Source organism: Paenibacillus pabuli, from assembly GCF_039831995.1.
In the GTDB taxonomy this organism is placed as follows: Bacteria; Bacillota; Bacilli; order Paenibacillales; family Paenibacillaceae; genus Paenibacillus; species Paenibacillus pabuli_C.
The window spans coordinates 984085-996998 of the sequence record NZ_JBDOIO010000005.1; the positions used below are offsets into that span (position 1 = coordinate 984085).

The window sequence follows — 12914 nt, forward strand, 5'->3', positions numbered from 1 at the left end:
TGTATCTATATGTCTAAATACAGAACGATTGTGATCGGAACCGGACCTGCAGGTCTGACAGCAGCGATATATCTGGCTCGTGCCAACCTGAACCCTTTGGTCATAGAAGGTCTGCAACCTGGAGGCCAGCTGACAACCACGACAGAGGTTGAAAACTTTCCAGGATTCCCGCAGGGTATTATGGGGCCGGAATTAATGGATAACATGCGGAAGCAAGCAGAGCGTTTTGGAGCGGAATTCAAGAATGGATGGGTAGAGGAAGTTGACTTCAGCAAGCCGCCATTCAAGGTGAAAGTCGGAGGCATTGGTGAGCTTGAGGCGGAGTCGATTATTATCTCTACCGGTGCTTCTGCCCGCTATCTCGGCATTCCGGGAGAGCAGGAGAATGTGGGGCGCGGCGTAAGTACGTGCGCGACATGTGACGGTTTCTTTTTCCGTGGCAAGAAAATTGTTGTTGTGGGTGGCGGCGATTCCGCGATGGAGGAAGCCAGCTTCCTGACCCGTTTCGCAACAGACGTGACACTCGTTCACCGCCGGGACGAATTGCGGGCATCGAAGATCATGCAGGACAGGGCGCGCAGCAATGAGAAGGTGAAATGGGCTCTGAACCGGACACCGCTCGAAGTTGTGCCTGAGGCACTTGGTGTCAAGGGACTGAAGGTGCGCAATAATGAGACAGGTCAAGAGGAGCTGCTCGAAGCAGATGGCGTATTTGTAGCGATTGGCCACACGCCTAACACGGGCTTCCTGGGTAACCAGATTGCTCTGGATGATCACGGTTATGTTGTGGTGAAGCCAGGAACCACCGAAACGAACATTCCGGGTGTATTCGCCTGCGGTGACGTTCAGGATACAAAATATCGCCAAGCCATCACCGCGGCTGGCTCAGGCTGTATGGCGGCCATGGACTGTGAGAAGTACCTTGAAGGCAGTATTATCCACGATTGGAGCGAGACGCTGGATAAGTAAGCATGACCAAGGTAGTGCGCTGCATAAACTATAAATAAGAGACAACGGGAAGTCTCATCACGTGAGAGAAGCCGGGAGGCTTCTCTTTTTTTGAAACCAAATGGTCATGAGATCGTATACATAATGGGCATATTAGCTGCGAGGTGAAGATTTTGGGGGAAATGATTAAAGAGTGGTTAAAAAATGCAACAGTCAGACGCTTTTTGATTCTACTGTTGTTTTGTTTGGTCCTGTTCAGCATGGGGAGTATGCTGCACATGATCTTGCTGCTATTTCTAGTGACGTATGTCATGAATCGGTTGCAGCAGTTTATTACGGGGAAACTAAATCGGCTATTTCCGATTAATTATAAAGTCGTCGTCATACTGCTCTATCTGATCGTAATCGCAGCCATTGTGCTGGGTATATCCAGATATTCACCGAGAATTGTCAATCAGGTCATTCAGTTAACCAATGAGATTATGACATTCTTCGATACTGCCGAAGGGGATAATCTGGCAGCCAAAGTGGCCAGCTTCCTTCAATCATACGACATCAAGAACTATGCGAACGATGCGTTGAAGTATATATTTGCTCTGAGCAAATGGCTTGAGTTTATTCTGCTGGTCATCATACTCAGTCTGTTCTTCCTGCTGCAGAAGCAGGAGATCGTCAAGTTCACATCCAAGTTCAAAACGAGCAAGATCGGGTGGTTCTACAATGAAGTAGCTTATCTTGGGGACAAATTTGTATCGTCTTTTGGTAAAGTGATTGAGGCTCAGCTGATGATCGCCGTATTCAATACGGCTCTGACCATTCTGGGTCTATGGATACTCGGATTCCCGTATCTGTTTGCTCTGACGATTCTCGTATTCCTGCTGAGCCTTGTACCGGTAGCGGGCGTTATTATATCATTGGTGCCTCTGTGTCTGATCGGCTATCAAATGGGCGGAATACAGCTAAGCATTATCGTTATCGTCATGATTGTCATCATTCATGCACTGGAAACGTACTTCCTTAATCCAAAACTGATGGCACATAAAACGAAGCTGCCGATGTTTTACACGTTTATTGTATTGATTCTGTCACAGCACTTCCTGGGAATCTGGGGCCTCATTATCGGTATTCCGATCTTTGTCTTCCTGCTCGATATCCTGGATGTCAACAAAATGGAGAAGACGGAAGAACCGGTACGTGTGGAAACCAAGCTATAACGAACCGCTCGACGACTCGGATTAGTGAGGATTATACGGTTGAAAAAGTTAAAACGCCTCCCGTAAGGGGAGGTGTTTTTGTTTTACGCATGTAGCCACACTGACCGCTTCCATCCAATTTTTTGCCCCCAGCTTGTTAAATAAAGGCTTCGGACAGATGATTACGCACGGTGCCGTACGAGAAATGGAGCGAGGTGGCGATATGATTGGCATTCATGCCGGTTGCCGCCAGCTTAAGTAGTTCTTTCTCCTGCTCTGATAAGGGATTATTGACGCGATTAGTAAGAGTTGTCATGACTTTCAGGTGACAACTGTCATCTTTTACGCATGGAACGAGTGATCATGAAATATCATGAGTTGAGGCTTACCTTTCTAGTAGGGAAGCGTGAAAGCTTGCGTTTTGGTAGAAGAGAGGAGAGGTTGTATACGTATACATGATATGGATGTGATGGGGTTTACAATCGCGGCGAAGCGTTCTGTATCAATGGTCTTATCGTCTTGACCCAGGCGTATCCTTCAATTATAGTTGGTACGTAGGATTAAACTATTTTAGATAGATAAAGGTGGCTTGCGGCATGTCTGAGAAAATCTACGTTGGGGTCGATCTCGGCGGAACAGCAATCAAGGTCGGTATATGCAATGAACAAGGTCAGCTTATGCATACGTATGAAGGGCCGACAGAAGTGGATAAGGGCGTAGACACGGTCATCGCCAACATCGAGAAGTATGTCCGTCATATCGTGGCAGAATCGCCATATAGCTGGGAACAGCTTGAAGGTGTAGGAGCTGGGGTAGCCGGGTTCACGAATGTACGCGAGGGTATTATCGTTCTCGCTCCTAACATCGGATTTCGGAATGTAGCCATTCGTTCGATTCTGGAAGAGCGTCTGGGCAAGCCAGTCAAAATAGATAACGATGCTAACGTTGCTGCACTGGGTGAAGCTTGGGCAGGTGCCGGCAAGGGCGTGGATAATTGCGTGTGCTACACGCTGGGCACAGGTGTTGGCGGAGGTTTGATACTGAACGGCAAAATCTATCAGGGATTTTCTGGCATGGCGGGAGAACTGGGTCATGTCAGTGTTGTGCCTGATCTGGAAGCCATTCAGTGCGGTTGTGGTAAAATGGGATGTGTAGAAACCGTATCGTCCGCAACGGGCATTATCCGTATGGCGAAGGATGCGGTAGAACGCGGTGATCATACGTCACTGGCGCTCGTGGACAAAATTGCAGCCAAGGAAGTATTCGATGCAGCCAAAGCTGGCGATGAAGTGGCTCTGCGCATCGTGAATCGTGCTGCATTCTATCTGGGAAAATCGATGGCGGCTGTCGCTGCAGTCATGAACCCGGAAATGTTCATTATTGGAGGCGGCGTATCCAAAGCCGGTAATATCCTGTTTGATGAAGTACGTGCTGTATTTGCGAAACTGACACCTGAACCGCTGCAGGAGGGTGTTCAGATCCTGGAAGCAACTCTGGGCAACGATGCGGGAATTGTTGGCGCGGCAGGACTTCTCTTGCGTTCATAGTAACCTCGGAACCATATGATTAGGCAGCAATATGATAAGGAGGGGACATTTATGCTTGAAGGTGAAGTTTCACCGGGCACAGGCGCCACGCTCATTATCATTACGGGCATGTCCGGAGCAGGCAAAACGATAGCGGTACAGAGCCTGGAAGATCTCGGCTTTTTCTGCGTGGATAATCTGCCACCGGTGTTGATTCCGAAATTTGCGGAACTGATTGAACAATCGAACGGCAAAATCGGTAAGGTAGCCCTCGTGATAGACCTGCGGGGACGGGAATTCTTTACGGCTTTGTCCGAGTCTTTGAACTATATAAAAGATCATTTTACCATTCATTGCGAAATTCTATTCCTGGATGCAACGGATTCTGTCCTTGTACAGCGTTACAAGGAGAGCAGACGCAGACATCCACTGGCTCCTGAGGGTATGCCGCTCGACGGCATCCGTCTGGAGCGCAAGATGCTGGAGGAACTCAAGAATTCGGCTACCCAGGTGCTGAACACCAGTACAATGAAGCCGGCGCAACTAAAAGAGCGGATTATTTCCCGTTTTTCTCATTTGGAAAGTCATATGCTGTCGGTGAATATCACGTCATTTGGATTTAAATATGGCATTCCAATCGATGCAGATCTGGTGTTTGATGTCCGTTTCCTGCCGAATCCGCATTATATTGAACATTTGCGTCCGAATACAGGGCAGAATAGTGATGTATATGAATATGTTATGAAATGGCCTGAAACACAGTCATTTTTGACTAAACTGCTCGATATGCTGCACTTCCTGATTCCGCAATACCGGAAGGAAGGCAAAAGTCAGGTGATCATCGGGATTGGATGTACCGGAGGCAAGCATCGTTCGGTAGCCATATCCGAATATTTGGGCAAAATGTTGGGAAGCAGCGAAACTGAAGCTGTTACCGTGAGCCATCGCGACGCTGACCGTGATCGTCATTGAAGAGGGTGAAGGGATGAAAGAGGCCGGACCACGAAGAGAACGTCCGAGAATTGTTGTAATGGGCGGCGGAACCGGGTTATCCGTGATGCTGCGCGGTTTGAAAGAGAAGCCGCTGGACATCACGGCCATCGTCACGGTAGCAGATGACGGTGGTAGTTCAGGCATCCTGCGCAACGAACTGCAAATGCCGCCTCCGGGCGACATTCGTAACGTGCTTACGGCGCTGGCTGATGTAGAGCCATTGCTATCGGATATGCTAAAATATCGTTTTAATACAGGCGCGGGGCTTGCAGGCCACAGCCTGGGTAATTTGATTTTGGCTGCAATGACGGATATTTCAGGCGACTTCGTAACCGCAGTGCGGGAACTTAGCCGCGTGTTTGCCGTTCGTGGTGAGGTTTTGCCAGCAGCTGGGCAGGCGGTTGTGCTGCATGCGGAGATGGAGGATGGCTCGATCATTACAGGCGAGTCCAAAATCCCTGAAGCAGGCGGACGCATTAAACGCGTTTTCCTTGAACCGGATCACGTGGAGCCGTTGCCAGAGGCTGTAGAGGCTATTCGTCAAGCAGATGCCATCCTAATCGGGCCAGGCAGCTTGTATACGAGCATTCTGCCCAACTTGTTAGTGCCCAAGCTGGCTGAGGCTGTTGTCGAGGCAGAGGCCGTGAAGATGTTTATATGTAATGTGATGACACAGCCTGGAGAGACGGATAACTACACGGTGAGTGACCACCTCAAGGCGGTTCATGAGCACGTTGGGCATCAGCTCTTTGACTATGTTATCGTTAATAATGGTGAAATTCCGCTGCAGGTGCAGAATAAGTATGCGGAAAAAGGAGCAAAACCGGTTGTTCTGGATATGGATGTACTAAAAAGTTCCGGCTATCAGGTGGTCGCGGATACACTCGTTCTGTTTAAAACCTATCTGCGTCATGATGCCGATAAGCTTAGTCACCACATCTATCAGCTGGTACAAAATTGGATATTACGGAAGAGGTGAAGTCCCATGTCGTTTGCAGCACAGACCAAAAAAGAATTAACCATGATCGAGAGCGAACCGTGCTGCGAAAAGGCGGAACTTTCAGCCCTCATCCGTATGCTTGGTGCGGTGCAGTTATCGAATAAAAAAGTCATCTTGGATATTTCGACGGAGAATGCCGCGATCGCAAGACGGGCATACTCTCTGCTAAAAAAGCATTTTCAAGTGCATACGGAATTGCTTGTCCGCAAAAAAATGCGGCTGAAAAAGAACAATGTATACATTGTTCGTATTCCGTCTATGGTACAGGAGATATTGAAGGAGCTGTACATTGTATCGGAAGGCTTTTTGTTCACTCCAGGAATTAATCAGGAGCTGTTACGGAAAAACTGTTGTAAACGGGCTTATCTACGCGGCGCGTTTATGGCAGGTGGCTCAGTCAACAATCCGGAAGGGTCCTCGTATCATCTGGAGATCGCATCCATGTATGAAGAGCACTGTCAGGCCCTTGTGGATCTGGCCAATGAATTTCATCTCAATGCCCGGTGTATAGAACGCAAAAAAGGATTCATCCTATACATTAAGGAAGGCGAGAAAATTATTGAGCTGCTCAGCATCATTGGGGCGCATCAGGCCTTGTTCAAATTTGAGGATGTGCGGATTATGCGGGATATGCGTAATTCCGTCAACCGGATCGTCAACTGTGAGACGGCTAATCTGAACAAAACGATCGGGGCAGCCGTAAGACAGATCGACAATATCAAGCTGCTGCAAAAAGAAGTCGGATTGGAGTCGTTGCCTGAGAAGCTGCGTGAAGTCGCAGAGGTCAGACTGGCTCATCCTGACATTAACCTGAAGGAAGTTGGCGAGCTGTTAAAAGGTACCGTCAGCAAATCCGGTGTTAACCATCGGCTCCGCAAGATTGACGAACTGGCTGAGAAAGTGCGGAATGAACGTCACGGTTAACGAATTTTGGACCTGGGTAAAGAATCGGAAGTGTTCTGGTTTTTTTCTTCTAGTGTCCTGCGCGGGTTAATGGTATAATGTTATAAATATAATTGTGTATTTAATGTCTAGATTTCTAATAGGGGGTAAGTTTCCATGACAAAGCACCCGGTAGTTGTCCGTTTGAAAACGGGTCTCCATGCCAGACCTGCGGCACTGTTCGTTCAAGAAGCGAATAAGTACTCATCTGAAGTGTTCGTCGAGAAGGACGACAAAAAAGTTAATGCAAAAAGTATCATGGGGATCATGAGCCTTGCAATCAGTACTGGTACAGAAATCCAAATTAGTGCTGAAGGCGCGGACGCCGAACAGGCTGTAAACGCTTTAGTGAGTTTGGTGAGCAAGGAAGAACTTGAAAACCAATAAGATATGATTAACATGACATGAAGAAGTCCCGCAAGGGGCTTTTTTGCGTTATAAGGATAATCAAGTGCAACATTTTGGAAATGGCCTCCGTCTGATAAGGTATCAAACTGCTTTGGAAATGAGATCTTAGACATAAGGAGGCTATTCGTAATGGGTAAACAGTGGATGAAACCGCTAGGCGCGGTATTGGTGGCAGGAACATTGCTCGTTGGAGGTACAGCATGGGTGGCACCGGGAAATTATGCATATGCTGCAGAAGTACAAGGGGTACAGCAGAACGTGATTAATGTAGTGGGTAAAGGTGAGATACAGGTAAAGCCGGATATTGCTTATCTCTCAATCGGTGTGAATAGCACTGCAGAGACGGCAGCTTCTGCTCAGAAGGCCAATGCCGCGAAAATTCAAAAGGTATCCAACCTGCTGAAAAACACGTGGAAAATCAGTGCAGATGACATTCAAACCAGTCAATTCTATGTACAGCCAAACTATACGTATAGTGATAAGGAAGGTCAGCAAGTTAAAGGCTATACTGCTCATCACACGCTCACGATCACTTACCGCGAGATGGACAAGATTGGTGAATTGCTGGATGCGGCTTCACAGGCGGGTGCCAACAATATTGAGAATGTACGCTTTACGGTAGAAAATCCGGAAAACTTCGAAGCACAAGTGATCGAGAAGGCAGTAGCCAATGCAGATGTGAAAGCAGGAGCAATTGCCAAAGCGGTTAAACGTCAATTGGGTGCTGTGTTATCTGTGACTCAAGGGGATGCCAATGTGCCTGTGTTCTATGCAACAGAAAGTTCGATGGCCAAGGATATGGCACAGTCTGCTGCTGGTACAGAAATTGAAACAGGTCAGGTAAAAGTGAGCACGACGCTCAACATTACGTATGAAATGAAATAAAGCTTAATTTAACATAGGAAGAGGCTTTGTCCATCGGACAAGGCCCTTTTTTTGTTATAAAGGGGAGCTTTGGTGAAGTTAGGCATCAACATACTCGCTTCAACATGAATAATGACTCTAATTTGATGTCTTTTTTGTATATTTGTTCGTGACAAAACCTTTACCAAATGGATTGGGATTGAACAACATTGTAACTGGTGCTGTAAACCTTTCCTGAATTGGGTTAATTATAATAGAGAGGTGAGCGTATGAGATATGCGATCAGGATACATACGCAATGAACCCTAGGCAAATTCGAGAGGAGTCTTATATATGACATCATGGAAAAAGTGGACAAGTGCATTACTCGCGGCAGGAATCATTGTAGGTAGTGGGGCGGTATGGCAGGATAACTCCGTGCAAGCAGCTTCGGTTAGTTCCAAAGTTACGGCATCAACAGATGTTACATTGAAGTCTGCAGGCAAAACGTTGACACAAAAAGGACTTCTGCAGGGCGGATCCACTTGGGTATCCCTCACCGCTGTTAAGGATGTGGCCGGTGGTACATTAACATATAACGCAAAAACTAAAGAATACGCACTGACTGCAGCGAACAACACGATGAGAATCAGTCTGGCTGATGGCGAGCCGACGCTGAGAGTAAATAATTATTATCCTAATGTTGAAGCGAAGCTGATCAAGGGACGCCTGTACATTCCTTTTTCTGCGATGAGAGATTATTTGGGTGTTCAAGGCAGCTGGGATGGTAAAACAAAAACACTTTCACTCAGCAAAGTAAAACAAAACAGCGTGAAGGTTCAATCGGCAACCGTTAAAGTCAGCATCAAAAATGCTGAAGTGGATATTCAATATCCGCAGGTAAGTGGACTTGCTAGCGATGAAGCTGAGGCAGCGATCAACAAAGTGTTGAAAAACGAAGTAGACACATTCGTAGCTGATTTCAAGAAGCAGTCTGCAGAATATGGATCCGCAACCGCAGAACGCCCGTATGCATTTGAGAGCACCTATGTGGTGACGTATAACGAAAATGGTGTGCTGGGACTAGTTACTCAGCGTTATGAGGACTATGCCGGTGCCCACGGAATGACTACACGAACAGGCCACACCTTTGCGCTGGATACAGGTAAAGAGCTAAGTCTGGATGATGTGCTGCAAAATAACAAGACCATGCGTGAGACGCTTGGCAAAAAAGTCGGTGAACAGCTCAAGGCTCGAGGTGGTTACCTGGACGGCTACAAAGGTTTGAACAAGGATCAGGACTTCTATGTAACGCCAACAGGCGTAGTTGTGTTCTTCCAACTGTATGAGTACACTGCATATGCAGAAGGTTTCCCTGAATTCTCGTTTACGTACAAGGAGCTTCTTCCTAAAGGGACACAGCCTTTCAGTGAAATCGCACCAGAGTAATCATTAAAATCATTCTTGATATAAAAAAAGCGCCCCTCGTCATGTTCATGACAAGAGGCGCTTTCTTCGTAGTATGAGCAGGTCAATCCGAGTTGCTCATATCTTCAATATGATACCTTGGCTTAAACGCCTTGGGAGCCAACGTTTTCGATGACTTTATCAATGATACCGTAATCTGCAGCTTCAGCAGCGCTCATGAAGTAGTCACGGTCTGTATCTTTCTCGATACGCTCCAGTGGTTGACCCGTGCGCTCAGCAATGATGCGGTTCAAGGTATCACGCATTTTCAAGATGCGGCGGGCACGGATTTCGATATCCGAAGCCTGACCTTGAGCACCGCCCAGCGGCTGATGAATCATGATTTCACTGTTAGGCAGTGCAAAACGTTTGCCTTTTGCACCAGCGTTCAACAGGAATGCACCCATGGAAGCAGCCATACCTACACAGATGGTAGATACATCAGGTTTGATGAATTGCATTGTATCGTAAATGGCCATACCGGCTGTAATCGAACCGCCTGGGCTGTTGATGTATAGATGAATGTCTTTCTCCGGATCTTCCGCAGCGAGGAACAACATCTGTGCCATGATGGCATTCGCAACAACGTCATTTACATCGCTGCCTAGAAAGATAATGCGATCCTTCAGCAATCTGGAATAGATGTCATAGGCGCGCTCACCGCGGTTGCTCTGTTCAACGACCATAGGAATATAACTCACGTGAAAAACCTCCTCGGAAATGTTCATGGAATAGTGTATCTATTTAAACTGTTACCGTATTACCCACATCATAAACAATTTCAAACAAAAAGTCAAAGAAAGTCAAACTAACTTTGAAAAAAAAGAAACCTTTACGGTTTCGTTGGTTAAAAGGGTTATGAGCTGCTAATTAAGAATGGCGCGCCCGCCAAGAATCGAACTTGGATCTCAGGCTTCGGAGGCCTACGTCATATCCATTGGACCACGGGCGCACATTGATGTGACAGCAATAATGATTATAGCTCATGAGATGCTGAATTGCAAGAGGATGATCATGCTTATGGTTTGGATTGGCCTGAATATGATCATGATGATGAAGAATGGATAAAGAAAGCATTTCAGTAAATGCTAAGAGAGGTTTTGGACATGCTGCACGAAGCGCGATCCTGGAGTCAATAGAAGCGATATATAGATGTGGATTTTGCTTTCCTTCTATATATGGTATGAACGAGTCTGCACTTTCCCATGGAAGCCGGAGATTGTGAAAATAAGCGCGTACAATGGCCCCAACACACTGTGAAATAAGGCTTTTGAAACACTTGCATGTCGCGTCAGTTTTAGGTAGAATAGACGTGGGACTTAAAAAGTTAACCCGGGACATTTTAGGGCCATGAAAGAGAGCTTGGAACGAGAAGCTTGCGGGAGTGGAAAGCATGCGAACGATTTTAGAAGTGCAAAAGCAGCTTCTGCCTGATCTCATGGATGTCTTGAAGAAGAGGTATACGATTCTGCACCAGATCATGTTATCGGATGTGATCGGGAGGAGGACGTTAGCCAATTCCATGCAGATGACCGAGCGGGTTCTGAGGGCTGAGACCGATTTGTTAAAGGCTCAGGGACTTATTGAAATTGACAGTGCAGGAATGAAGATCAGCGAGGCAGGGCATGATTTGCTGCAGCAGTTAGAGCCGGTAGCCAAAGAGCTGTTCGGATTATCCGAGCTGGAAGAACGCATCAAGCAAGCCTACGGTCTGCAAAAGGTAGTTGTCGTTCCCGGCGATTCGGACATTTCTCCATTTGCCAAACGGGAACTGGGTAAGGCCGGAGCGAAAGCTCTTGGTCAAGTGATGAATGATAACGATGTTGTTGCCGTTACAGGCGGATCAACAACGGCAGAAGTAGCAGAGCAGCTGACTCCGCCAACATCGCTGAAAGGTGTCTGGTTCGTGCCAGCACGCGGCGGATTGGGAGAAAGCCTTGAAATTCAGGCCAATACGATTGCATCGACGATGGCAAAACGGGTAGGAGCACACTATAAACTCCTGCATGTACCGGATTTGCTTAGCGATCATGCCTATGAATCATTAATTCAGGACCCTAGCGTCCAGGAGATTCTTCAGCTGATCAGACAGTCGCGAATCGTAATTCATGGAATCGGTGATGCCGTGGAGATGGCGCGAAGACGCAAGCTTGCAACGGAGATCATTGAAGAGCTTCAGGAGCAAGGAGCTGTATCTGAATCCTTCGGTTATTATTTTAACGATCAGGGTGAAGTGGTACATACCATGCTCACTCTGGGCATGCGGCTTCAGGATATTGAACGGACCGATGTGGTCATCGGGATTGCGGGTGGCAAAAGCAAGGCGGCTGCCATACATTCTGTACTGCGATTCGGACAGGAAGATATTCTGATTATTGACGAGGCTGCTGCCGAAGTCATCGTTGCCGAAATGGAATAAAGATTTTTTTACCACAATTCTTGTTGTCTTGACGGACTTCACCGTCTGTCTTGAATATATAAGCTTCATAAAAAAATTAAATCAAAACTTGGGAGGAACTTACTCATGATTAAAGTAGGTATTAACGGTTTTGGACGTATTGGTCGCTTGGCATTCCGCCGTATTCAAAATGTAGAGGGCATTGAAGTAGTAGCAATCAACGACTTGACTGACGCTAAAATGCTGGCTCATTTGCTCAAATATGATACAACTCAAGGTCGCTTCGATGGCGATGTTGAAGTACACGATGGCTTCTTCAAAGTGAACGGCAAAGAAGTTAAAGTACTGGCTAACCGTAACCCAGAAGAACTTCCTTGGGGCGACCTGGGTGTAGATATCGTTCTGGAATGTACTGGTTTCTTCACAACGAAAGAAGCAGCTGAGAAGCACCTTAAAGGCGGCGCTAAAAAAGTTGTTATCTCCGCACCAGCTACTGGCGACATGAAAACCATCGTTTACAACGTAAACCATGAAATCCTCGACGGTACTGAAACTGTAATCTCCGGCGCATCTTGCACAACAAACTGCCTGGCTCCTATGGCAAAAACACTGCAAGACAAATTCGGAATCGTTCAAGGTTTGATGACTACAATTCACGCTTACACTGGCGACCAAAACACGTTGGATGCTCCACACCCTAAAGGTGACTTCCGTCGTGCTCGCGCAGCAGCTGAAAACATCATCCCTAACACAACTGGTGCTGCTAAAGCAATCGGTTTGGTTATTCCTGAACTGCAAGGTAAACTTGACGGTGCAGCTCAACGTGTACCAGTAGCTACTGGTTCCCTGACTGAGCTCGTAACTGTTCTGGGTAAAAAAGTAACTGCTGAAGAAGTTAACGCAGTAATGAAAGAAGCTTCCGATCCACAAACTTTCGGATACACTGAAGACGAAATCGTATCTTCCGATATCCAAGGTATCACTTTCGGTTCCCTGTTTGATGCAACTCAAACTAAAGTTCTGACTGTGGGCGACCAACAACTGGTTAAAACTGTAGCTTGGTATGACAACGAAATGTCCTACACTGCTCAATTGGTTCGCACTTTGGAGCACTTTGCAAAAATGATCAAGTAATATCTGCAATAACATAGAGCGGAAACAGATGCTATTGTTTCCGCTCTTTATCTATCAACATT

General features: G+C 46.8%; 13 protein-coding genes and 1 tRNA gene. 11 read left to right on the forward strand and 3 right to left on the reverse strand.

Features of this window, described 5'->3' with window-relative positions:
* Positions 1-9 precede the first annotated feature (9 nt).
* Together trxB and ABGV42_RS31210 are read left to right on the forward strand one after the other, a co-directional pair.
* Entirely contained in the window at positions 10-969 is a 960-nt protein-coding gene (trxB, locus tag ABGV42_RS31205) for a thioredoxin-disulfide reductase (RefSeq protein WP_347385141.1), read from the forward strand.
* A 161-nt stretch (positions 970-1130) separates the two neighbouring features.
* A complete protein-coding gene (locus ABGV42_RS31210) occupies positions 1131-2162 on the forward strand; it encodes an AI-2E family transporter (RefSeq protein WP_095362072.1) in 1032 nt (343 codons plus the stop codon).
* Between the two features lie 136 nt (positions 2163-2298).
* Here the strand turns inward: ABGV42_RS31210 and ABGV42_RS31935 are convergent, their stop codons facing one another.
* Positions 2299-2457 carry a LuxR C-terminal-related transcriptional regulator gene (locus ABGV42_RS31935; protein ID WP_431523710.1) on the reverse strand — a complete coding sequence of 53 codons (159 nt, stop codon included), beginning with the start codon at positions 2455-2457 and terminating at the stop codon, positions 2299-2301.
* A gap of 280 nt (positions 2458-2737) precedes the next feature.
* Between ABGV42_RS31935 and ABGV42_RS31215 the strand changes: the two genes are divergently transcribed.
* The 7 genes from ABGV42_RS31215 to ABGV42_RS31245 all read left to right on the forward strand — a co-directional run bounded on the left by ABGV42_RS31215 (position 2738) and on the right by ABGV42_RS31245 (position 9302).
* The gene (locus ABGV42_RS31215) at positions 2738-3688 is read left to right on the forward strand and encodes an ROK family glucokinase (RefSeq protein WP_095293009.1); all 951 of its coding nucleotides are present in this window, start codon (positions 2738-2740) and stop codon (positions 3686-3688) included.
* Between the two features lie 51 nt (positions 3689-3739).
* On the forward strand, positions 3740-4639 hold the full coding sequence (gene rapZ / locus ABGV42_RS31220; RefSeq protein WP_347385142.1) for an RNase adapter RapZ: 900 nt from the start codon (positions 3740-3742) through the stop codon (positions 4637-4639).
* A gap of 13 nt (positions 4640-4652) precedes the next feature.
* Complete coding sequence (locus tag ABGV42_RS31225; protein WP_347385143.1) at positions 4653-5639, forward strand: gluconeogenesis factor YvcK family protein; 987 nt, start codon at positions 4653-4655, stop codon at positions 5637-5639.
* A gap of 6 nt (positions 5640-5645) precedes the next feature.
* Positions 5646-6584 carry a DNA-binding protein WhiA gene (gene whiA, locus ABGV42_RS31230; protein ID WP_347385144.1) on the forward strand — a complete coding sequence of 313 codons (939 nt, stop codon included), beginning with the start codon at positions 5646-5648 and terminating at the stop codon, positions 6582-6584.
* Positions 6585-6719: 135 nt separating this feature from the next.
* Positions 6720-6989: an HPr family phosphocarrier protein gene (locus ABGV42_RS31235; RefSeq protein ID WP_017691248.1), complete on the forward strand. Its 270-nt coding sequence runs from the start codon at positions 6720-6722 to the stop codon at positions 6987-6989.
* Between the two features lie 150 nt (positions 6990-7139).
* Positions 7140-7895 (forward strand): SIMPL domain-containing protein, encoded by a 756-nt coding sequence (locus tag ABGV42_RS31240; RefSeq protein WP_347385145.1) that lies wholly within the window; start codon positions 7140-7142, stop codon positions 7893-7895.
* A gap of 312 nt (positions 7896-8207) precedes the next feature.
* Positions 8208-9302: a PdaC/SigV domain-containing protein gene (locus ABGV42_RS31245; RefSeq protein WP_347385146.1), complete on the forward strand. Its 1095-nt coding sequence runs from the start codon at positions 8208-8210 to the stop codon at positions 9300-9302.
* A gap of 122 nt (positions 9303-9424) precedes the next feature.
* On the opposite strand, the gene clpP is transcribed toward ABGV42_RS31245, so the two are convergent.
* Both clpP and ABGV42_RS31255 read right to left on the reverse strand, forming a co-directional pair.
* Positions 9425-10021, reverse strand: a complete 597-nt coding sequence (gene clpP, locus ABGV42_RS31250; protein WP_095362036.1) for an ATP-dependent Clp endopeptidase proteolytic subunit ClpP — start codon at positions 10019-10021, stop codon at positions 9425-9427.
* A gap of 176 nt (positions 10022-10197) precedes the next feature.
* Positions 10198-10272, reverse strand: a tRNA-Arg gene (locus ABGV42_RS31255).
* Between the two features lie 441 nt (positions 10273-10713).
* On the opposite strand from ABGV42_RS31255, the gene ABGV42_RS31260 reads away from it, so the two are divergent.
* Positions 10714-11739 carry a sugar-binding transcriptional regulator gene (locus ABGV42_RS31260; RefSeq protein WP_347385147.1) on the forward strand — a complete coding sequence of 342 codons (1026 nt, stop codon included), beginning with the start codon at positions 10714-10716 and terminating at the stop codon, positions 11737-11739.
* 105 nt (positions 11740-11844) lie between these two features.
* Positions 11845-12852, forward strand: a complete 1008-nt coding sequence (gene gap, locus ABGV42_RS31265) for a type I glyceraldehyde-3-phosphate dehydrogenase (RefSeq protein WP_056695277.1) — start codon at positions 11845-11847, stop codon at positions 12850-12852.
* Positions 12853-12914: the final 62 nt, after the last annotated feature.

Coding starts and splice junctions, on each gene's coding strand:
- ABGV42_RS31210 (WP_095362072.1), top strand. CDS start 1,131: ATGATTAAAGAGTGGTTAAAAAATGCAACAGTCAGACGCTTTTTGATT.
- ABGV42_RS31245 (WP_347385146.1), top strand. CDS start 8,208: ATGACATCATGGAAAAAGTGGACAAGTGCATTACTCGCGGCAGGAATC.
- trxB (WP_347385141.1), top strand. CDS start 10: ATGTCTAAATACAGAACGATTGTGATCGGAACCGGACCTGCAGGTCTG.
- ABGV42_RS31215 (WP_095293009.1), top strand. CDS start 2,738: ATGTCTGAGAAAATCTACGTTGGGGTCGATCTCGGCGGAACAGCAATC.
- ABGV42_RS31235 (WP_017691248.1), top strand. CDS start 6,720: ATGACAAAGCACCCGGTAGTTGTCCGTTTGAAAACGGGTCTCCATGCC.
- ABGV42_RS31260 (WP_347385147.1), top strand. CDS start 10,714: ATGCGAACGATTTTAGAAGTGCAAAAGCAGCTTCTGCCTGATCTCATG.
- whiA (WP_347385144.1), top strand. CDS start 5,646: ATGTCGTTTGCAGCACAGACCAAAAAAGAATTAACCATGATCGAGAGC.
- gap (WP_056695277.1), top strand. CDS start 11,845: ATGATTAAAGTAGGTATTAACGGTTTTGGACGTATTGGTCGCTTGGCA.
- rapZ (WP_347385142.1), top strand. CDS start 3,740: ATGCTTGAAGGTGAAGTTTCACCGGGCACAGGCGCCACGCTCATTATC.
- ABGV42_RS31935 (WP_431523710.1), bottom strand. CDS start 2,457: ATGACAACTCTTACTAATCGCGTCAATAATCCCTTATCAGAGCAGGAG.
- ABGV42_RS31240 (WP_347385145.1), top strand. CDS start 7,140: ATGGGTAAACAGTGGATGAAACCGCTAGGCGCGGTATTGGTGGCAGGA.
- ABGV42_RS31225 (WP_347385143.1), top strand. CDS start 4,653: ATGAAAGAGGCCGGACCACGAAGAGAACGTCCGAGAATTGTTGTAATG.